This is a genomic window from Leucobacter sp. OLIS6, assembly GCF_002752355.1.
GTDB lineage: Bacteria > Actinomycetota > Actinomycetes > Actinomycetales > Microbacteriaceae > Leucobacter.
In genome coordinates this window covers 68165-87212 of the sequence record NZ_MRAV01000002.1, presented here as the reverse complement: position 1 = coordinate 87212, position 19048 = coordinate 68165, and the positions used below count along the sequence as shown (strand labels likewise).

Here is a 19048-nt window from a genome sequence, read left to right as displayed (position 1 = left end):
TGGAGCGTAGTCGACGCGAGCGAATGGTTCAAGTATTATCGAACCATGTCGAATCCCAGCGACCTCGCGCACCCCGACCGGGCGCAGATCGCCCTGCCCGAAGTGCTGTTCGCGCTCAGCGACCCCGACCGGCTGGCCATCACGCGCCAGCTCGCGGGCGGGCCGCTCGACATGGCGTCCTGCCACGCCACCGATCCCAACCTGCCGAAGTCGACGAAGTCGCACCTCATGAAGGTGCTGCGCGAGGCCGGCGTGATCCGCAACGAGCCCAACGGGCGCAGGCGCCGACTCACGCTGCGCCGGGAGGACCTCGACGCCCGATTCCCGGGCCTCCTCGACGCCGTGCTGCGCGATCCCGAGCAGGACTGAGCCAAGCACGAAGCGCGAACGGCGCCGATCCACGAGGGATCCGCGCCGTTCGCGAGCAGAGCTCCGCTGGGGTCAGCCGGTGTAGCCCCGCAGCTGCGCGAGCACAGCATCCGACACCACGCCCGAACCGCCCAGCACGACGATCCGGTCGATCTTGCGCTTCGACTTGAGCGTCCGCAGCGCCGTCGCGGTGCTGGACGGGATCGCTCCCGCCTCGACGAGCAGGATCGGAGCGTTCTGCACGGCCGCGACCGGGGCCGCCGCCAGCGCGTCGGGCAGGCCGAGGCCGTTCGCCACGTAGACGGTGGCCGCGCCCGAGCCGAATGCCTGGGTGGTCACGGTCGCAGCGGTCGAGTAGCGATCGCTGCCGGCCCACCGGACGATGCTCGGATTCGACCCGGCGGCAGCGGCGAGCTTCGACTCGAGCGCCTTCGGCACCACGCCGGTTCCGCCGAGCACCACGATCTTCTTCGGCTTCAGCGCGGCCAGGCGGGCTGCGGTGACGCTCGGAACCGAAGCGGTGGCCACCAGGAGGATCGGGGAGTTCCCGATCCCCGCGACGGGCGCCGAGGCGAGCGCGTCCGGCAGGCCCAGACCGTTGGCGATGTACACCGTGTCGACGGTTCCGGGGAAGGCGCGCTTCGCCACGTCCGCCGCGGTCGCGTAGCGGTCGCTGCCGTTCCAGCGCTCGACCGTGCCCGCACCCGATGCAGTCTTGACCTTGGCGATCATGGAGTCCGAGATGACCCCGGACCCTCCGAGCAGGACGATCTTCGCGGGCTTCAGGCGCTTCAGCTCGGCCGCCGTCGCGGCCGGGATGGCGTTCGTCTCGACCAGCAGGATCGGCGACTTGCCGTGGCCCGCGACGGGTGCCGCGGCGAGCGCGTCCGGCAGTCCGAGGCCGTTGGCGAGGTAGACCGTACCGCCGGTCTGCGTGAACGACGCCTTCGAGACGTTCGCCGCGGTGTCGTAGCGCGATGCGCCCGAGATGCGGGTCGCGACGCCGGGAACCGGCGGCGCCTTCGGAGTGACGGCCGCCGAGGCCGCCGAGAGCGGGGACGCACCGAACCCGGTGAACGCCTGCACCTTGAACGTGTATGCGGTGCCGTTCGTGAGTCCGGTCACGGTCGCGGTCTTCGCACCCGTCGTGCTCACCGTTTTCACTGCAGTCGCGCCCGCATAGGCGGTCACGGTGTACTGGTAGATCGAGACGCCGTTGCGATCGGAGGGGGTCTGCCAGGTCACGGTGGCCCGTGCGTCCCCCGCGGTCGCCGAGACACCGGTCGGCTCATTGGGAGCTCCGCGGCGCATCGTGACATTGAAGCCGGTCTTGAGGCCCGCCGTGGTGGCGTTGATCACCGTGGCATTGGCGGAATCGGGCACGACGGTCGCCGAACCGCTCTTCCAGAAGCCGAAGTCGCCGTGACCGCCGTTCTGCAGGTCGAGCTTGTAGTTCCCCGCGGGCAGATCGACCAGCGTCCAGTTGCCCGACGCGTCTGACTTCGTGAACCGATTGCCGTTGCCGCTGGTGTTCGAGGCGTTCACCATGACGCCGGCCGCCGGACGGCCGTCGGGATCGGTCGCCGTGCCCGAGAGCCCGATGCCGCTACCGGCAAAGGTCAGGTTGAGGCCCGCCAGCCCGGAGGCGCCGACGGTGAAGGACTTGTCGGCGTTCGGCCCGGGCACCTTCACGTTACGGCTCTCGATCCATCCCTCGAGCGTGTAGTTGCCGGGAACGACGTAGGTCGACCAGGCGTTCGCGCCGTTCTGCAGGCCGCGCAGCGGGAAGCCGAAGTACTTGCCGGCGGTCGCGCCGGCCCCCGTGAGGGTCGCGCTGCCGTCGGTCTTCGCCACGTACCCGCTCAGCGTCGCGGTGCCCGAGACCTTCACACCGGTCTGCAGCGTGAGGGCTCCGAGCGCGGTGGCGCCGCCCCCGTTGAAGATGCGCATCTTGCTCGAATCGCCGGCGGCGAGCTTGCCGGTGGTGTCGAGCACCGAACTCACGTAGGGTGCGGGACCGTCGACGACCAGCACGAATCCGTCCAGCAGGTCGTTCGTCAACGAGAACGTGCCGTCGGCGCCGGTCTTCGCCGTGCGAGGCGGGGCTGACGCGCTGTCCCCGCGGTTCGGGCTGGCGGTCAGCGTCGCCCCGGCGACCGGCTGCCCGGCCGAGTTCACGATCTTTCCCGTGAGCGTCGTCACGGTCGCGTTCTGCGGGTCGGTGGCCTGCGCCGGTGCGATCCCGACGCCGGTGCCCGTCGCGATACCGCTCACCGCGAGGAGCGCGCCCAACACCCACGCGAATGCGCCGCGTGCGATGCGACGACCCGGCGCGCTTCCCCGCGCGTCGCCCGTACTCTTGATCTGCATATTCTGTCCCCACCCGGTTCGGTCGGCTACGCACGCACCCGAGAGCGCTCGGCGAGCCGAAATGTCAGGAGCAGCATAAGCGACGAAATCGCAGATCACAGAGTCGAATCAGATTCAAGTAATTTGCGCACGGAATGCCTCGTCAGGCACATTCCGCATATGCAATCGCATTCAACCAATATTGCAATCAGCTTCAAGCGAATTGCAATCAATTTCAACTTTCCAGTCCCGCCCGGAGCCCGCGCCGATACGCTGGATCCGTGGCTTTCGATTCGACCGCTCCGCGCGCGGCGGCACCCGTGCGTTACGACCGCCGGTACCGCCGCGACGGCGTCACCATGGCGTACACCGAGACCCTGGGCCCTGCCTCGCAGACGTTCGTCCTGGTGCACGGAATCGGCATGGGACGCGCGGTCTACGCCGGAGTGGGAGACGCGCTCGCCGCGCACGGCCGGGTGCTCGCACTCGACCTGCCGGGCTTCGGAGACTCACCGGAGCCCGGCAGCGCCGCGACGCTCGAGGAGACCGCGGACACCGTCGCGCGCTTCATCGCGCAGGAGACGGACGGGCCGGTCGTCCTCGTCGGGCACTCCATGGGCACCCAGATCGTCGCCGAGGTCGCGCTGCGGTACTCCGAGCTCGTTTCGACGCTCGTGCTCATCGCACCGACCGTCAACCGGCACGAGCGCACCGCGCTCCGTCAGGCCGCGCGCATGGTGCAGGACCTCACCGGCGAACGCCCGAAAGTGCTGCTCATGGGACTCTGGCAGTACGCGAAGACCAACCCGATCTGGTTCGCGAACAAGCTCCGATTCATGCTCGCGCATCACCTGGAGCGCATCAGCCCCGAGATCCACACGCCGACCCTCGTGCTCCGCGGCGAGACCGACCGGGTGTGCCCGCGGGACTGGGTCTCGGAGGTCGCGGCCCTCCTCCCCCGCTCCGAGATGGCCGAGATCCCCGGGCGGGGCCACGAGGCGATCATCCGCAGCGCGGAACCGGCTGCTGCGATGATCCTCGGATTCCTCGCGGAGCAACGGACCGGGACCGCCTGACCCCCGAGGGATCAGGCCGGGACCGCCTGAGCCCCGAGGGATCAGGCCGGATCGCGCCAGTAGGTCTGCGCCTGCCCGCCGTCGTCGAGCCGGACCACGGCGTACGGAGCGTACCCGAGGCGCTCGTAGCGGGCGTCGTTCGCCGGGTTCGAGGACTCGAGGTAGGTGGGCGTGCCCGCCGCATCGTACCGGTCCAGGCCGGCCCGAAGCAGTGCCATGCCGTGGCCGCCGCCCCGCGCGTCGGGTGCCACCGCGAGCAACGTCAGGTACGCATGGGGGTCCGTCGGCCGGGCCGCGCCGAACTGCTCGCCCGAGCGGAACATCGCCGGTGCCGCCTCCGGTCCGAGCAGATCCAAGACCAGCGTCTCGTAGGCGTCGTGCGCGTCCTCGGCGACCTCATCGGCCCCGGGCGGCAGCCAGACGGAGACGGCGCGCAGCCCGCCCGCCTCCCCTTCGAGGACGAGGGAGTCGGGGTGCCGCAGCGCCTCGTCGACCATGAACCGCCAGTAGGCGCGGGTCTGGGCTTCGCGGCGAGCGGGATCCGGGAACAGCGGACCCCAGACCGGATCGGGCAGGAACGCCGCGCTGAGGATCCGCGCCATCTCGTCGGCATCGGCCGGTGCCGCCGGACGCACTCCGGTGGGCAACTGAAGATCGGTCACTGATCGCTCCTGGGGTTCGAATCCCCTCGGTCGCGGGTCGCGGCAGCGGGGGCGGCACCGCCGGCGGTCGCCAGCAGCGCGTCACGAACCACGATAGCGCGACGGATGTCCGCCATGATCGGGTCGAAGAACCGCTCGCGATAGCGCGCCTCGCTCACCGCGGAGAACACGAACGGCAGCGTCGAGATGATCGACAGGACGGCCGCGGACTTGACGAGGTTGACGGTGATCGGCAGCGTCGCGCCGCCGACCACGAGCGGCTCCACGCGCAGCGGGTGAGCGGGGGTCCCCGGCCCCACCCACAGCTCCACCACTCCGACGGGCACCGCGATGCCGCCGATGATCATGAGCAGGGACCAGAGCAGTGCGGCGAAGAGCAGTGCCTGCATGAGCTGGGCGACCGCCATGACGAGCAGCAGATTGATCCGCTGGACCAGGCGCAGCGGCCGGGTCGGTGCCCGCTCCGCGCCGGGACGCCCCTCGACCGGGGTTCCGGCCAGCAGGTGCCCGCGCTCATCGGCGCTCAGCACACGACCCATGTCGTCGATCTCGGAGGCGCACACGCGCAGCACCACGACGAGGGCGAGCGCCCCCACGACGAGGCCGACCAGGGCGATGCTGCCCCAGTGGAGCGCGGAGGACATCTGCCACACCTCGGCCGAGAAGAACGCGAAGACGACCAGCATGAGGATCACGGGGAGCGCGATCGAGGCCATGTGTCCCACCGCCGAGGCATTGCGCACCGCGAGCCGGGTGCCCCACGACAGCAGCGCGCCGCCGCCCATGCCGGTGATGAGCATGCAGAGGAGGACCGTCGCGATCGCGGAGAAGGCCGGGCCGACGGTGGCACCGGGCTTCGCGAGGTATCCGCCGATGACCAGCAGGGCCAGGCAGACGAGGATCAGGGCGACGCCGACCGCATTGCCCACCGCGGGCGAGAGCCGCCGCATCGCCGCGCGCACCAGCCGGTATCCGGCCCAGGCGAGCAGCGCGAGGATCGCGAGCACCACGAGCACGATGGTGACCACGATCCACTGCCCGTCGCCGACCTCGGGCACCAGCCGCACGGCCTCGTCGATCGCGCGGTCGAACTGGTCGTCGCTGAGCGCTGCGAGGATCGTAACGGCGGTGACGAGCGGCGCGACGCGACGCGGCAGGTCGATGAACCAGCGGCGCAGCGGCACGAAGGTGGGGAGGCCGAGCTCGCGGAACCACCGGTCGATCCGGCGGCCCGCGGCCCGGGCGCCGGTCCTCGGCGGCGATGACGATGCGGTGCTCACGGAAGCGACACTACACAGCCCGCCCTGGACCCCGTGACGCGCAGCGTGCAGGATGAGAAGCGGATCCTCGGCCCTCGGGACCGCCGGGATCCGGACAGGAGCCGGGATGACGCTCGGAAAGAACGAGGTGTGGACGGCCGTGCGCGATGAGCGTCTGCGCCTCGCCGACGATCTCGGGCGCATCGCGCCGGCCGACTGGGAACGCGCGTCCCTGTGCCCCGGATGGAGCATCCACGATGTCCTGGCGCACCTGCTCGACACCGCCCGCACCGGACGCGCCGCGTTCGTGCGGAGCATGATCGTGGCGCGGGGCGATTTCGACCGCGCCAACGCCGACGGGATCGCGCGGTGCAAGGATCCCGACCCCGCTCGGACGCTCGAGCGGTTCCGGAACGCGGCGGGGCTCCGACGGACCCCGCCGGCGAACCTCGCGACGCGGCTCGTCGAAGCGATCGTGCACGGCGAGGACGTGCGCAGGCCGCTCGGCCTCTCGGGCGACTATCCGGCCCCGGCCGTGCGGGGCGCGCTCGACTACCAGCTGCGCACACGTGTCTCGTTCGGGGGCGGAGCGGAACGCGCCGCCGGTCTCCGCCTGGTCTCTGCGGACTCCGGCGCCGCCCGGGGAGCAGGCTCCGAGGTGCGGGGGACGGAGCTCGACCTGCTGATGGCGGTATCGGGACGCCCGGTCCCGGTCGCCGCCTTCGACGGCCCGGGAGCCGAACTGCTCGCCGAGCGCTCGGCTCAGAGCTCGATCCAGTAGCGGCGCAGTCGCGGGTGCCCGACGTCGGACGCGTCGATGAGGTCGCCCTGCACGCCTCCGGCGCCCTCGATGGTGCGCGCCGATCCCGGGTTGTCGTCGTCGCACGTGATCATCACCCGGTGGATCCCGCGCTCGCGGGCGTGATCCAGGACCAGGCGGAGCGCCGCACCGGCGTATCCGCGCCTGCGGCTCGACGGCTTCACCGAGTAGCCGATGTGCCCGCCGGCGTGCGCGAGATAGGCGTTCAGCTCCCAGCGGAGTCCGATGAACCCGACGACCTCGTCCCCGTCGACGATCCAGAAGTGATCCGCGTGAACCTTGTCGGCGGGGATCTCGGCGCCCGGATCCGCGAAGCGCTCGGCGAGCTCCACCAGGGCCGCGCAGTTCGCGCGGTCGGGGACCGTGCCGGCGTCCATGCCCATGCCGTGCACGTCCGCGCCGCCGAACTCGGCGAGCGCTTCCGCCCACTCGGCGAAGAGACCCATCGTGGGACGAACGAGCGCGACTGCCATGCGACCAGTCAAGCAGACCCGCGCGCGGCCCGGACCCCGCGCTCCATCGCCCAGATCCCGCCCGCGACCGCGGTGGCCCAGGGACCGAACCCGCTCATGCGGTCTGCGCGCTCGCGATGAAGGTGGTCAGCAGGGACACGACCATGGCGACGACGAGGGCATTGAACGCGAACGCGATGAACGTGTGGGTGCGCACCGCGCTGAGTCCGGCGCGCGTGCGCGGCGTGCCCGCCGACATCGCACCGACGGAGGACACCATGACGGACATCGACAGGAAATCGACGAACACCGGCTCCTCGTCGATGTCGAAGTCGATGCGCTCCCCCGCGGCATGCAGTCGGAAGTAGCGCAGCGCGAACGCGTAGACCACCGTCGCCCAGGAGGTCGCCGCGGTCAGCAGCACGAGCGCGGGCAGCCAGGCGCCGTTGCGGTGCGCGCCGATGAGCAGCGCGGCGATCGCGAAGACGAGCGCGGTCGCGGCGGCCGTCAGCGCCCACCCCTCGGTGCCGCCGAACCAGAGCAGACGCGCGAAACGCCCGGGCCCGGTCCGGTGCTGGATCGCCGCGATCCGCCGCGCCTCGTCGGGCGCGGTGCGGGCGAAGAGGCGATGGGTCCAGGCGAGATACACGAGCGAGAACAGCGACAGCCCGAGGCAGGCGGCGAACAGGACCGAGGAGAACGTGCCGAGCCGGTCCTCGGGGGCGCCGCCGATCAGCAGCGGGAGGATTCCCAGGAGCACTCCGGCGAGCGACGCGACGATCGCGATGCCCCCACGGAAGCTGTCCTCGTAGCGGAGCGGGATCTCTCGGGTGGACGGGGGCGCAGACACCGTTCGACGGTAGCGCACGCTGCGGGTGACCGCGGGCGCCGACGGCTCAGTCGAGCACCGCGCGCAGCCAGCGCTCGGTGCGCGCGGCGGTCGCGCCGTCGGGATCCAGCCGCGGGTTGAGGATCGACACGCTGATTCCGAGGAACCCGGGGTCGAGCGCCAGCGGGCGCACGACCTTCGTCAGCTGGTCCCAGTCGAGCCCGCCGTCGAGCGGGTAGTCGATCGCCGGGAACGCCGTCGTGCTCAGCACGTCGAAGTCGATGTGCACCCAGAACCCGTCGGACTCCGAGTCGCGCAGCCGCGCGAGCGCCCGCGAGGCCGCCTCGTCGACTCCGCCGCCCCGCAGCTCCGGCTCGTCGATCACGAGCACTGCGGGGTGCGCCTCAGCGGGCAGCGGGGAGCCGGTGTCCCGCATCTCCCCGTGGTCGCGGGGACCGATGACGACGAGCCGTTCGTCCTCGACGGAGCGCTCCGCGCCCGAGAGCCCGACGAGCTCTGCCGGGCCCGCTCCGAGCAGGATCCCGACCTCCATGTCGGCGACCTCGCCCGTCTCGCTGCGGTGCGGCTCGTGCATGTCGAAGTGCCCGTCGATGAACACGAGCCCCGCGTCCGGGCGGACCCGCCGCACCGCCGCGAAGGTGCCCAGCAGGATGCTGCAGCAGCCGCCCGTCACGAGCGGACGCTCGCCGGTCCGCAGCACGGGCTCCAACGCGTCGCGCACCACCACCGAGGCGTTCACCAGGTCGGCGAAGCCGATGATCCCGGTGTCGGGGTCGCGGCGCGGATCGGCGAGCACCGCCTGCACATTGCCCCGATCCCGCACCGGCCAGCCCGCCATGCCGGCTTCCCGCAGCGCCGCGGGCATGAGCTCGCACCCCGCGAATCGGCCGGAGGAGTCCATGGGGATGCCGATGACACCGTCGATGATCATGCGTTCACGCAAGCAGTCCGCGACGAACCGGTCAAGACCCGGAACCCGCGAACGCCCGACCGATCAGCTTCGCGTAGAGGGCCTCCAGCGGGCCCATCGCGAACATGATGACCATCGAGTAGTAGCCGATGGCCGGCGACAGCACCGCGATGAGCAGCGAGAGTCCGAAGAGCGTGGCCATCGCCAGGTCGACGGCCGTACCGTCGCGCAGCGTAGCCAGCGGGGTCGTGTGCAGTTCGGGGTTGCGGCGCAGATAGAGCCGGATCACGAGCGAGAGGAGCGCGGTGACGATCATGCTGCCGATGTAGAGGACGCGGGCGATCGAGTCCTCCCCCGACATCTGCCCCGAGATCGAGGTTGCGACCGGTAGCCAGACGATCGAGAGCATCCAGGCGGCGAGCAGCCACAGCAGCCGGTTCGACACGAGGTGCACGTGCGCGAACAGGCGGTGGTGGCTCATCCAGAACATCGCGATGATCACGAAGCTCAGGCCGAAGCTGAGCAGCTGGTCGCGATGGCCGCCGAGCCACTCGAGCGTGTCCTCGCCCGAAGATGAAGCCTCGCCAACGCTCTCCATAAGCGGCAGGATCAGCAGCGTCATGGCGATCGCGACCACGGCGTCCACGAAGGCCTTCGGCCGCTCGGCGGCGTAGTTGCGGGACTCTTCGACGGGACGATCCTCGCTCATGCGACGGATGCTAGCACCGAAGATCCCGCTCGCGCGGCTTGGCTCCGGCCCGGCTTCGGTGCCATGCCGGGCGCGACACCGAGGTCCAGGAGTCGGTGGATCTGCTCATCAGCGCGGGGTCCGAGCGGCTGCACAGCCCCAGCTGCGACGGGCCGACGGCGGGACCTACGACCCCGAGCATATCGAAGACGTCACCCGGCGCAGAGCCCAGCTCGCCCAGGTCTTCTGGGAGATCAGGTACGCCCCCGAGTCGGGCTCGCCCGTACGTCGCAGAACGGGACGATCGGCTGACGGCGCGCGAGGCTCCGCAGTCCGGACGCCCTCAGGAATCGCCCGCATTCGGACCGCGCAGGAACTGCGCGATCAGTTCCTCCGCCTGGGCGGCCGCATCGGGCGCCGCGTTCCGATCGAGCACCCATCGATCGGCCACCTGCACGACGGCGAGCAGCGCGGCCAGCTGCAACCGGAGCGGCAGCACCGCCGAGATCTCGCCCCGGCGGCGCCATACGAGCAGGAGCCTGAGGACCCTGGAGCCCACGGCCGCACGGAAGGATCGGACCGCCGGAACCTCCGGAAGGTCGGGCAGCGCGATCAGATGGCCGAGAGTCACGGCTCGGGGGCGGTCGCGGGCCAGCGCGGCGAGCCGATCGGAGGTGTCGCGAAGAACCGCGTCCATGCCGGGGAACCGGCCTCCGGGCTCCGGGGGCCGGAGCAGCTCGTCGAAACCTTCGCCCGCGGAACGGGCCAGGGTCTCCAACAGCCCGGCCTTGTCGCCGAAGTAGTGGTAGAAGGAACTCTTCGCGACACCGGAGCGTTCGAGGATGCGGTTCAAAGACGCCTGCTCGTACCCGCGAGCGAGGAACTCCTCGGCTGCGACGTCGAGCAGGCGGGACAGACGATCCTCGTCGATCGGTTTCGCCGGGCGACCCATGCGCGCTCCTCACTCTGGACTCCCGGCTATTCTATTTGTGTACCAGGTGGTACAGGAAAGGATGCTCATGTCCACGGAAGACAGCACCGCACTGCTCCTCGGCGCGACCGGTTACGCCGGACGCCACCTCGCCCGCGCACTGCATGCCCGAGGCATGCGCGTGCGAGCGGTCGTGCGGGATCGCGACCGCGCCCGGGCCGCGGGCCCCTGGGGATCGCCGCCGCTCGCCGATCACGTCGACGAGTGGATCGTCGCGCCGGACGCCGAAGCAGCCGACGCGGACGGAAGACTCATGAGCGGCGTCTCCCACGTCGTCTCAGCACTCGGCGTCACCCGGCAGAAAGCGGATCCCTGGCTCGTCGACTACCGCATGAACCTGCGCTATCTCGAGCTCGCGGAGGCGGGCGGCGTCGCGAGCTTCACCTATGTCGGAGTCATGAACGCCGCGCAGGGCACCTCGATCATCGCGCGGGCGAAGTCCGCGTTCATGGCGACGCTTGCGCGCAGCGAGGTCTCCCCGAGGATCGTCAATCCCTCGGGGTACTTCTCCGACCTCACCGAGGTGTTCCAGCTCGCACGGCGCGGCCTGGCATTCGGCCTGGGCGACGGTTCGGTGCGCCTACGCCCCATCCACGGAGAGGACCTCGCCGCGTTCTGCGTCGATCGGCTGTCGGGCCCCGCGGGGTCCTGGGACATCGGCGGACCGGACGATCTCAGCTACCGGGAGATCGTCGAGCTCGCATTCTCGGCCGTCGGACGAACGCCCCGCTACCTCGCCGTCCCCGCGCCCGCGGCATCGGCCGCGACCTGGGTCGCGGATCGGATCGGCCCCCGGCAAGCGGCCCTCACCAGGTTCTTCCTGGAGGGGATGCGGGTCGACGGGGTCGGACAGCCCACCGGACGCCATCGGCTCGCCGACTACTTCCGGGAGCTCGCCGACCGTTGACCTGAGGGGCGGCCGGCTTGTCTGAGCGGGCACGACCCGCGCGCCGGCCTCGACGCACCGCGCGCCCGGATGCCAGCCTCGAAGGGAGTGCGCGGCAAGGGTGCCGCGACGGAGAGGAGTTCTCATGTCGGAGCAGCTCGGCGAGGGCGCGCAGCCCCGCACCGCGATCGTGGTCGGAGCCGGATCCTCGGGGTCGGTGGTCGCGCGCCGGCTCGCGGATGCCGGGGTCTCGGTCACCGTGCTCGAGGCGGGCGGCGAGGACGGCAATCCCGCGATCCACGATCCGAGCCGCATGGGCGAGCTCTGGCACGGACCCGACGACTGGGACTACTTCACCGAACCGCAGCCCGGTGCGAACGGGCATCGCCTGCACTGGCCGCGCGGCAAGGTGCTCGGCGGGTCCCACTCGCTGAACGCCATGATCTGGGTGCGCTGCACCCCGCAGGACTTCGACCACTGGGAGTCGCTCGGCAACCCCGGCTGGGGGTGGGACGACGTACTGCCCGTCTACCGCAGCATCGAGAACTTCCACGGTTCGGGCGACCCGGCGCTGCACGGCACCGACGGCCTGCTCGACGTCACCGACGAGTACCCGCTCTCGCCGATCCAGCAGTCGATCATCGACGCCGCGGTCGAGGAGGGGCTGCCGCTCAATCCCGACTACAACGGCGCCGAGATCGAGGGCGTCTCGCAGCAGCAGGTGACGATCCGCGACGGCCGCCGCTTCAACACCTACATGGCCTACCTGAAGCCGGTGCGGGATCGCATCGCGGTCGAGACAGGCTGCCACGTGCACGAGCTGATCTTCGCCGAGGATGCGGACACGGACCCCGCGGCGCGCCCGCGCGTGATCGGCGTGCGATTCGCCCAGGCCGGCGAACTGCGCGAGCTGTTCGCGGACGAGGTGATCCTCTCGGCCGGTGCGATCGACTCCCCGCGGGTGCTGCTGCGCTCGGGCATCGGCCCGGCCGACGAACTGCGCGCGGTCGGGATCGAACCGCGGGTCGATCTGCCCGGCGTCGGCAAGAACCTGCACGACCACTACCTCGCGCCCGTCATCTTCGCCGCCGAGCGCCCCATCGACCCGCCGCGGGAGGGCGTCTCGGTGACGCAGTCGCACCTGTTCTGGAAGAGCCGCCCCGAGCTCGACCGCCCCGATACGCAGCCGATCCTGTTCTCCGTGCCGATGTACGGCGACTTCCTCGAGCCCGCGGGCGACAACGGGTTCTCGCTCATGGCGGGCCTCGTGACGCCGACCTCGCGCGGCTCGATCACCCTGTCGGGCCCGGCCGCCACGGATCCGCTGCGCCTCGATCCGCAGGCGCTCAGCCACGAGGACGACGTCGCGTCGCTCGTCGCGTCCGTGCGGCAGTGCCGCCGGATCGGCACGCAGTCGGCGCTGGCCGCGGCTCCCGAGGATGGCGGCTGGGGCGCGACCGAGATCTACCCGGGCCCGGGGATCGGCGACGGCGAGGACCTCGTCGACTACGTGCGCAGCACCCTCGCGACCTACCACCACCAGGTCGGTACCTGCAAGATGGGCGTCGACGAATTGGCCGTCGTCTCGCCCCGCCTCACGGTGCACGGCGTCGACGGGCTGCGCGTGATCGACGCGTCGATCATGCCCCGGGTGACCACGGGCAATACGAACGCTCCGGCCGTGCTGATCGGCGAACTCGGCGCGGGCTTCGTGCTCGCCGGCGAGCGGTAGGCGCGCGATGGACGGCGGTGCGAAGGCGTTCGCGCCCGGACTGTTCGCGGGGCGGACGGTGCTGGTCACCGGCGGGACCTCCGGTATCGGGCTCGCGGCGGCCGAACTCTTCGCCGGGCTCGGCGCCCGGGTGATCGCGATCGGCCTCGGCGCCGATCGCACCCCGGTGCCGCCCGGCGGCGCGATCGAGCCGCACGAGGTGGACGTCACCGACGAGGCCGCGGTGCGCGCCGTGATCGACGGGCTCGACCGGCTCGACGTGCTGGTGCCCGCCGCGGGGATCAGCCTGGGCGAGCGCGAGCTGGAGTGGGAAGCGTTCGAACGGGTGCTGTCGATCCAGCTCGGCGCCGTGTACCGGGTGGCCGAGCTGACCCGTCCGCTGCTGCGCGCCTCGGGCGGATCGCTCATCACGATCGCGTCGATGTTCGCCTTCTTCGGCGGAGGATCGCGCGCGGCCTACTCGGCGGCGAAGGGCGGCGTGGTGCAGCTCACGAAATCGCTCGCCGAAGCGTGGGCCGCCGATGGGATCCGGGTGAACTCGGTGGCTCCCGGGTGGATCGAGACACCGCTCGCTGCCGGCCTCGACGAACCCACGAAGGAGCGGATCCTGTCGCGCACCCCGCTGGGCCGCTTCGGCGCGGCCGAGGAGGTGGCCGCAGCGATCGCGTTCCTCGCGTCCGATGCGGCGTCCTTCATCACCGGAGCGGTGCTGCCGGTGGACGGCGGGTACCTCACCGTCGCGATCTGAGCGCGTTCAGCGCGCCACGGTCCGGAAGCCCGCGTTGCCCATCGACGAATCGGGGCTGTTCCGCGAGCGCGCGGAGTTGCGGTACCGATTGCAGTACGAGGGATGGCAGAGGTGGCTGCCGCCGCGCAGCACGCGTTCGGGGCCCGTCTCGGGGCCCCGTGGGTCCCGCACCGGCGCAGCCCCGGTCGCGCGCGCCTCGTACGCGGTGGCGCCGAAGCGGTCGGCGCACCACTCCCAGACGTTGCCCACGGCCTGCCAGAGGCCGTAGCCGTTGGGCGCGTAGCTGCGCACGGGAGCGGTGCCGATCCAGCCGTCGTCCGCCGTGTTGTGCGCCGGGAAGGATCCCTGCCAGACGTTCGCCCGCCAGGTCCCGTCGCTGCCGTCGATGGGCGCGTCGCCCCAGGGGTGCCGGGCGCCCTCGAGGCCGCCGCGGGCGGCGCGCTCCCACTCCGCTTCGGTGGGCAGGCGCCGGCCGGCCCAGGCGCAGTAGGCGTTCGCGTCGTTCCAGGTGACGTGCACGACCGGATGGTCCTCGAACCCGGAGAGCGACGAGGCCCGACCGCCGGGGTGCCGCCAGTTCGCTCCGCGGACGCCGATCCACCACGGGGTTCCCGGGATCGGTCCGGTGATATCGAGGGTCGGCGCATCGACCAGCAGGTGGAACACCGCGGACACCCCGAGGCGCTCGGCCTCGGTGACGTAGCCCGTGGCCGCGACGAACCGGGCGAACTGCAGGTTCGTGACCGCGGTCGCATCGATCTCGAACGCGGCGAGCTCGACCGGATGCACCGGCCGTTCGCCGTCGGCGGCGATGCCGTCTCCCGAGGAATCCCCCATCGCGAAGACCCCGGCGGGGATCCCGCACTGCTCGGAATCGTGAGCCGCGGCACCGGCACCGGGCGGGGCGGGCATCGGGAGCGATGCCGCCGATGCTCCGCGTCCGGCAGGATGCGCGGTCGCACCCGCGGACTTCGGCGAGCAGCAGGATCCATGCGGATCAGGCTGCGGCATTCCGGGCCCCCGCCCCCGGACGCTCCCCGCGCAGCTCGGCGACCATCGCGTCGATGCTCGCGTGCATGGCGGGATCGGTCGCGGCTTCGGGAGTCAGCACCGCCATCATCTGCCAGCCGGCGTTGTGCGCCGAGACACGGTTGACCTCGTTCTCGATGTCGTGGTCGGGGGCGAGCTCGCCGTCCTCCCGAGCCTCGACGAGGAACCGGCGGATCAGATCCCGCCGCTTGAGGATGTTGTCGTGGTGGATCTCCCAGAGCTCCGGGTCCTGCGCTGCGCGATCCCAGAAGGAGAGCACGACGCGGGACTTCTGCGGGCCGGCCTCCTCGAACGGCAGCAGCTCCTCCGACATCCGCCGCAGGGCCTCGAGCCCGCGGACTCCGGCGCAGCGCTCGATCGTGCGCTCGTGGGACCCGTTGAACACGTGCAGGAAGGCAGCGGTCAGCAGGCTCTGCTTGTTCGGGAAGTAGCGGGTGATCGCGCCGTGGGCGTATCCGGCCTCGGCGGCGATCTCGCGCATCGTCACGCGCTCGAAGCCGTGGTTGATGATGATCTGGGTCACCGCATCGACGATGTGGGTACGGCGTTCGTCGTGATCGACAATCTTCGGCATGCGTTCCTCCCGATGCATCGATCATAGGGAACCCGGCCCCTCGTACGACCGAGTCTCGACCCGCGAGCGCCGGTTCGTCACCACTTGGTGACGAACCGTTACCCGACCGATATCTTTCGCGGCCAGTTGGAGATTATTCTTTGAGTCACCACTTGGTGATTAACCGGTGCGAGCCCGCCGCTCACCCGTCGACGAAGGAGTCGCTCATGAAGAAGTCCAACCGCCTGCGAGCCGCGCTCGCCCTGATCCCCGCGGTCGCGCTCGCGCTCACCGCCTGCGCCTCGGGCAGCGGCGATGCGGGGGCCGGGGGCTCCGGCGGGGCCGGAGGAACGACGAAGCTCAAGGTCGCCACGATCGGCCTCACCTCCGACGGGAGCCTCCTCACCGGCATCGAGCAGGGCTTCTTCGCGGACGAGGGCCTCGAGATCGAGACCTCGATCGTCGCGAACCCGCCCGCCGGCCTCGCCGCGGTGCAGGGCGGCCAGGTCGACATCGCCTACTCGCCCAGCATCCCGCTGCTGAACGCACTGAGCCAGGGCGTCCCGATCAAGGTGATCGGCGCGGCGGACGGCTACCCGGCCGACGCGTCCGAGGTGAAGGATCCCTCGGCGTTCGACGACACCGGCCTCTTCGCGAGCCCCGCGAGCGGCATCACGTCGGTCGAGGGGCTCAAGGGAAAGACCATCGCGATCCCCGCACGCAAGGCGCAGCTCGAAGTCGTGATCGCCGGTGAGCTCGAGAAGGCCGGGATCGATCCGGCCACCGGAGTCAACTGGGTGGTGCTCGACTTCACCTCCGCCGTCGCCGCGTTGAAGAGCGGCAAGGTCGACGCAGCGGGGCTCGTCAGCCCGTTCACCACCGAGGCCGATTCGCTCGGCGCGAAGCAGCTGTCCGCACCGTCCATCGGGTTCTTCGAGACCGGCGCGACCGGCCTCTGGACCGCCGGCGGTTCCACCGTCGAGCAGAAGAAGCAGGCCATCGAAGCGTTCCAGCGCGCCATCGTCAAGTCCAACGCGTACGCCACCGCGCACCCGAAGGAGGCCATCGAGGCGGGGCTGAAGTACACCGGGTCGAAGCTGACGGTCGACCAGGTCAAGGTGCCCGTCTGGCCCACCGAGGTGAAGCTCGAGGACCTGCAGCGCCCGAACGACAAGATGGTCGCACTCGGCTTCCTCCCGAAGCCCGTGCAGCTCGACGGCGTGATCTTCGGGGGCTGATCCGGCACCATGCGCGCATCCAGACTTCTCCAGATCGGCATCGGCGCCCTCGGAGTCGTGGCGGCACTCGGCCTCTGGCAGCTCGCCGCCACGACGGGACCGCTGGCGGATTCGCCGCTGCCGGCCGCGACCGACGCGATCGCCGCACTGTTCGGCCTCCTCGGCAGCCCGGACATGTGGGCCGCCACGTGGGACACCGTCGCCATGGCCTTCGCCGGGCTCGTCATCGCGGCCGTCGCGGGGATCCTGCTCGGCATCGGGATCGGCGTCTCACCGCTCGCGATGCACGCGACCCGCATCCCGCTCGAGTTCCTGAAGCCGATCCCGCCGATCGTGATCCTGCCCATCGTCGTGCTCGTGCTCGGGCCGACCGCGGGGATGGGGATCTTCCTCGTCTTCATCGGCTGCTTCGTCTCGATCGTCGTCCAGGCCTCCGCCGGGGTCTTCGACACCGACCCGGTCGCCACCGCGACCGGTCGCTCGTACGGCCTCGGGAAGGCCGAGATCCTCGGCCGCATCGTGCTGCCCAGCGCGCTCCCCTACATCGGCACTGCGATCCGGGTCGCAGCCCCCACCGCGCTCATCGTGGCCGTCGTCGCCGGACTGCTCGGCGGCGGCCCCGGCCTCGGCCAGAGCCTGCTGCTCACCCAGATCGCCGGCGACCAGAGCAAGCTCTTCGCCTACGTGCTCGTGCTCGGGATCCTCGGGCTCGTCGTGCAGGGGCTCAGCCAGTGGGGCGAACGCAGGCTGCTGCATTGGCACCCCCAGTACCGGAAGCAGGTGGCCTGATGACCCTTACCTCGACCGTCATGGTCCGAACCCGGGAGGCCCGCAGGCAGCGGCGATCCGGCATCCCGAGATGGGCGCTGATCGGCGCCGAGATCGCGGTCCCGATCCTGCTGCTCGCCGCCTGGTGGTTCGCCTCCGCGAACTCCACCAACACCTTCTTCCCGCCGCTCCGCACGATCCTGACCCGGCTCGCGGAGCTCTCCGCGACCCCGGCGTTCTGGACGAACGTCGGCTCCTCGGTCGGCAACCTCGCGCTCTCGTTCCTGCTCGCCTGCGCGATCGGAGTCGCCCTCGGGATCGTGCTCGGCACCGTGCGCTGGCTGTCGTGGTTCATCGAACCGACGATCCACTTCTTCCGCGCGATCCCCCCGGTCGCTCTCGTCCCGATCTTCGTCTCGCTGCTCGGCTTCGGTAACGAGACGCGGATCCTGGCGATCACCCTCTCGGCGGTGTTCCCGGTGCTGATATCGACGATCGACGGGATCCGCGCGATCGACCCCGAGCGCGTGAGCGTCGGGCGGATCTACCGGATCGGCCGCTGGGATCGGATCGTCACGATCGCCCTGCCCGAGGCCGGCCCCCGGATCCTCTCCGGGGTGCAGGTGAGCCTCATCACCGCCTTCGTCGTCATGATCGCGAGCGAGATGCTCGGGTCCTCGACCGGCCTCGGCGCCATGACGCTGCTCGCGCAGCAGTCCTTCATGATCGCCGACATGTGGGTCGGCATCCTCGTCCTCGGGCTCCTCGGCTACGCCGCGACCGCCCTGCTCGTACTCCTCCGGCGCCGCGTGCTGCGCTGGTACATCGCCATCCGACAGCAGGAGAAGAACCTATGAATGCCACCGCACTCGACGCGCCCCCGCGGCTCAGCGTCTCGGGCCTCGCCAAGACCTACGAGACGGGGAAGGGGCCCGTCCCCGTCATCGCCGATCTCACCTTCGACGTGCAGGCCGCCGAGATCGTCTGCATCGTCGGCCCGTCGGGGATCGGCAAGACCACCCTGCTGAAGTGCCTGACCGGCCTGCAGTCGATCTCTTCCGGTTCCGCCCGCATCGACGGCAAGCAGATCGACGGCCCTCCGGAGGAGATGGCGCTCGTGTTCCAGGAGTACACGCGCTCGCTCATGCCCTGGCTCACGGTCGAGAAGAACGTCCGACTGCCGCTGAAGCACCTCCGTCTGCCGAAGGCCGAGCAGGCGGAGCGCATCGCATCGGCACTGGCCGCCGTGGGGCTCTCGGGAGCCGAGGCGAAGTTCCCCTGGCAGCTCTCGGGCGGCATGCAGCAGCGCGTCGCGATCGCGCGCGCCATCGCCTACCGTCCCGAGGTGCTCGTGATGGACGAGCCGTTCGCGTCGGTGGACGCCCAGACCCGCTTCGAGCTCGAGGATCTCTGCCTGCGCGTCCGCGAGCAATTCGGAATGACGATCGTGGTCGTCACGCACGACATCGACGAGGCCGTGTACCTCTCCGACCGCGTCGTGGTGCTCGGCGAGCGCCCGGCCCGGGTCACGAGCATCATCGACATCGGCTTCACGGGCGCGCGGGATCAGATCGCGACCCGCGCGCGGCCCGAGTTCGCCGAGCTCCGCACCGAGATCTTCGAACTCATCCGGAAGGCGGGTTAGCC

The 19048-nt window shown here is 70.8% G+C and carries 20 protein-coding genes; 10 read left to right on the top strand and 10 right to left on the bottom strand.

From position 1 onward, the window contains the following. Positions 1 to 45: 45 nt before the first annotated feature. Positions 46 to 369, top strand: a complete 324-nt coding sequence (locus BMH31_RS02195; protein WP_099722956.1) for a helix-turn-helix transcriptional regulator — start codon at positions 46 to 48, stop codon at positions 367 to 369. Positions 370 to 441: 72 nt separating this feature from the next. Here the strand turns inward: BMH31_RS02195 and BMH31_RS02190 are convergent, their stop codons facing one another. Beyond that, positions 442 to 2739 carry a cell wall-binding repeat-containing protein gene (locus BMH31_RS02190; protein ID WP_099722958.1) on the bottom strand — a complete coding sequence of 766 codons (2298 nt, stop codon included), beginning with the start codon at positions 2737 to 2739 and terminating at the stop codon, positions 442 to 444. 260 nt (positions 2740 to 2999) lie between these two features. Here BMH31_RS02190 and BMH31_RS02185 point away from each other — a divergent pair, with 260 nt between their 5' ends. Then, entirely contained in the window at positions 3000 to 3794 is a 795-nt protein-coding gene (locus BMH31_RS02185) for an alpha/beta hydrolase (RefSeq protein WP_241898093.1), read from the top strand. Positions 3795 to 3835: 41 nt separating this feature from the next. On the opposite strand, the gene BMH31_RS02180 is transcribed toward BMH31_RS02185, so the two are convergent. Both BMH31_RS02180 and BMH31_RS02175 read right to left on the bottom strand, forming a co-directional pair. Beyond that, positions 3836 to 4456 (bottom strand): GNAT family N-acetyltransferase, encoded by a 621-nt coding sequence (locus BMH31_RS02180; protein WP_099722961.1) that lies wholly within the window; start codon positions 4454 to 4456, stop codon positions 3836 to 3838. After that, positions 4453 to 5736 carry a hypothetical protein gene (locus BMH31_RS02175; RefSeq protein WP_099722962.1) on the bottom strand — a complete coding sequence of 428 codons (1284 nt, stop codon included), beginning with the start codon at positions 5734 to 5736 and terminating at the stop codon, positions 4453 to 4455. The genes BMH31_RS02180 and BMH31_RS02175 overlap by 4 nt, the downstream gene beginning before the upstream one ends. A 106-nt stretch (positions 5737 to 5842) precedes the next feature. On the opposite strand from BMH31_RS02175, the gene BMH31_RS02170 reads away from it, so the two are divergent. Next, positions 5843 to 6496 (top strand): maleylpyruvate isomerase family mycothiol-dependent enzyme, encoded by a 654-nt coding sequence (locus BMH31_RS02170; protein WP_099722964.1) that lies wholly within the window; start codon positions 5843 to 5845, stop codon positions 6494 to 6496. Here the strand turns inward: BMH31_RS02170 and BMH31_RS02165 are convergent. The 5 genes from BMH31_RS02165 to BMH31_RS02145 all read right to left on the bottom strand — a co-directional run bounded on the left by BMH31_RS02165 (position 6478) and on the right by BMH31_RS02145 (position 10387). Further along, a complete protein-coding gene (locus tag BMH31_RS02165) occupies positions 6478 to 7008 on the bottom strand; it encodes a GNAT family N-acetyltransferase (RefSeq protein ID WP_099722965.1) in 531 nt (176 codons plus the stop codon). The two genes, BMH31_RS02170 and BMH31_RS02165, sit on opposite strands and share 19 nt — an antisense overlap. Before the next feature lie 94 nt (positions 7009 to 7102). After that, positions 7103 to 7837 (bottom strand): DUF1345 domain-containing protein, encoded by a 735-nt coding sequence (locus BMH31_RS02160; RefSeq protein WP_158234964.1) that lies wholly within the window; start codon positions 7835 to 7837, stop codon positions 7103 to 7105. Positions 7838 to 7883: 46 nt separating this feature from the next. Beyond that, positions 7884 to 8768: an arginase family protein gene (locus BMH31_RS02155; protein WP_099722968.1), complete on the bottom strand. Its 885-nt coding sequence runs from the start codon at positions 8766 to 8768 to the stop codon at positions 7884 to 7886. 31 nt (positions 8769 to 8799) lie between these two features. Further along, complete coding sequence (locus BMH31_RS02150) at positions 8800 to 9456, bottom strand: TMEM175 family protein (protein ID WP_099722970.1); 657 nt, start codon at positions 9454 to 9456, stop codon at positions 8800 to 8802. Between the two features lie 322 nt (positions 9457 to 9778). After that, positions 9779 to 10387 (bottom strand): helix-turn-helix domain-containing protein, encoded by a 609-nt coding sequence (locus BMH31_RS02145; protein ID WP_099722972.1) that lies wholly within the window; start codon positions 10385 to 10387, stop codon positions 9779 to 9781. Positions 10388 to 10454: 67 nt separating this feature from the next. On the opposite strand from BMH31_RS02145, the gene BMH31_RS02140 reads away from it, so the two are divergent. From BMH31_RS02140 to BMH31_RS02130, 3 genes are all read left to right on the top strand, one after another. Beyond that, positions 10455 to 11333 (top strand): NAD(P)H-binding protein, encoded by an 879-nt coding sequence (locus BMH31_RS02140; RefSeq protein WP_158234963.1) that lies wholly within the window; start codon positions 10455 to 10457, stop codon positions 11331 to 11333. A gap of 124 nt (positions 11334 to 11457) precedes the next feature. Further along, complete coding sequence (locus BMH31_RS02135) at positions 11458 to 13044, top strand: GMC family oxidoreductase N-terminal domain-containing protein (RefSeq protein WP_099722975.1); 1587 nt, start codon at positions 11458 to 11460, stop codon at positions 13042 to 13044. A 7-nt stretch (positions 13045 to 13051) separates the two neighbouring features. Then, a complete protein-coding gene (locus BMH31_RS02130; RefSeq protein WP_099722977.1) occupies positions 13052 to 13792 on the top strand; it encodes an SDR family NAD(P)-dependent oxidoreductase in 741 nt (246 codons plus the stop codon). Between the two features lie 6 nt (positions 13793 to 13798). Here the strand turns inward: BMH31_RS02130 and BMH31_RS02125 are convergent, their stop codons facing one another. Both BMH31_RS02125 and BMH31_RS02120 read right to left on the bottom strand, forming a co-directional pair. After that, positions 13799 to 14704 carry a formylglycine-generating enzyme family protein gene (locus BMH31_RS02125; RefSeq protein WP_199068225.1) on the bottom strand — a complete coding sequence of 302 codons (906 nt, stop codon included), beginning with the start codon at positions 14702 to 14704 and terminating at the stop codon, positions 13799 to 13801. Between the two features lie 85 nt (positions 14705 to 14789). Beyond that, positions 14790 to 15416 (bottom strand): TetR/AcrR family transcriptional regulator, encoded by a 627-nt coding sequence (locus BMH31_RS02120; RefSeq protein ID WP_099722979.1) that lies wholly within the window; start codon positions 15414 to 15416, stop codon positions 14790 to 14792. A gap of 206 nt (positions 15417 to 15622) precedes the next feature. Between BMH31_RS02120 and BMH31_RS02115 the strand changes: the two genes are divergently transcribed. Genes BMH31_RS02115 through BMH31_RS02100 form a run of 4 tightly spaced genes read left to right on the top strand, consistent with a single transcriptional unit; the run spans position 15623 to position 19046 of the window. Beyond that, entirely contained in the window at positions 15623 to 16633 is a 1011-nt protein-coding gene (locus BMH31_RS02115; RefSeq protein ID WP_099722981.1) for an ABC transporter substrate-binding protein, read from the top strand. Between the two features lie 9 nt (positions 16634 to 16642). Continuing rightward, positions 16643 to 17422: an ABC transporter permease subunit gene (locus BMH31_RS02110; protein WP_099722983.1), complete on the top strand. Its 780-nt coding sequence runs from the start codon at positions 16643 to 16645 to the stop codon at positions 17420 to 17422. Then, on the top strand, positions 17422 to 18258 hold the full coding sequence (locus tag BMH31_RS02105; RefSeq protein WP_099722985.1) for an ABC transporter permease: 837 nt from the start codon (positions 17422 to 17424) through the stop codon (positions 18256 to 18258). Before BMH31_RS02110 ends, BMH31_RS02105 begins: the two co-directional genes overlap by 1 nt. Beyond that, positions 18255 to 19046, top strand: coding sequence for an ABC transporter ATP-binding protein (locus tag BMH31_RS02100; protein WP_099722987.1), 792 nt, complete (start codon positions 18255 to 18257; stop codon positions 19044 to 19046). Before BMH31_RS02105 ends, BMH31_RS02100 begins: the two co-directional genes overlap by 4 nt. Positions 19047 to 19048 lie beyond the last annotated feature (2 nt).